We start from the raw sequence: 1093 nt of genomic DNA on the forward strand, positions 1-1093 counted from the left end.
CAGCACCGCGACCACGATCGCGACGCCGGTGCCGGACGGGAACAGCAGCCCGACCACCAGCGCCCCCAGGAGCGCCAGCAGCCCGAGCCGCCCGGGTGCCCGCGGGCGACCCGCGCTGGGACCACATCCAGGAACTGGCCGACGTCTCGGAGTTCGAGCTGTCGGCGATCAAGCACTTCTTCGAGCGCTACAAGGACCTGGAGCCGGGCAAGTTCGTCCAGGGTTCGGAGTGGCTGGGCCGCGCCGAGGCCGAGAAGGTCATCGACGAGTCCTTCACCCGCCTGAAGGAAGCCGGCCACTGAGCTGACGTGCACGAAGAACGGGATGTCCGGAGCAGTTCGGACATCCCGTTCTCGTTGTCCCGGTCCGAACCGCCGACCCCCCGGCGACGACGCGGCGCGCTGGCGCGACAACCGGGTACATAGGGCAATCTATCGCGTGAACAGTTGTGTTCGCCAGCGTCCCAGGATTTTTCGTGCCCGGCGATGATGCCGCTATGACGCGGCGATGATGCCGCGACGAGCGCGCAGCGCGGCGAGGTGGTCGTGCAGCAGCGCAAGCACCGGCGCCTCCAGCTCGGCGTCGAGCCGCTCGTGGGTCAGCTGCGGGTCCTGCATCGACTCGAACGCCTCCGCCGCGGCCACGAAGGACTCCTCGGCCTCCCCCGGCTTCCCGGTGGCCTGCTTGATCAGGCCCTGGAGCACGAGCACCCTGGCCCTGGTCAGCGGCCCGATCGCGCGGGTCAGCACCTGGATCGCCTCGTCGACGACGGGTTCGGCGTCCGCGGCCCGGCCCGCCATCAACAGCACGTGCGCCAGCCGCGACAGCGCCCAGCCCAGCCGCAGTTCGATCCCGCCCGCCCGGCCGAGCGCGACCGCCTCCTCGCACAGCCGCACGCCCTCGGCCGTCTCGCCCTGATAGACCAGGGTGACCCCGAGTTCGTGCGTCGCCATCACCTCGAGCGACCGGTTGCCCAGCTCTGCGGCAAGCGCCCGCGCGGTGATCGCGCGCTCGCGCGCGGCCGGGAAATCGCCCGCGTCGGAGTAGGTCTTCACCTCGTGGACCAGGCACGCGCATTCGATCGCGCGGTCAC

At 70.9% G+C, this 1093-nt stretch carries 2 protein-coding genes; one reads left to right on the top strand and one right to left on the bottom strand.

The features are described from left to right. Positions 1-95: 95 nt before the first annotated feature. Positions 96-302: an inorganic diphosphatase gene (locus ACWDNU_RS46735; protein ID WP_449673567.1), complete on the top strand. Its 207-nt coding sequence runs from the start codon at positions 96-98 to the stop codon at positions 300-302. Between the two features lie 192 nt (positions 303-494). On the opposite strand, the gene ACWDNU_RS46740 is transcribed toward ACWDNU_RS46735, so the two are convergent. Further along, on the bottom strand, positions 495-1093 hold a 599-nt coding region (locus ACWDNU_RS46740; protein ID WP_449673568.1), incomplete at its 5' end, for a tetratricopeptide repeat protein.

Source organism: Amycolatopsis sp. NPDC003676 (genome assembly GCF_053587275.1).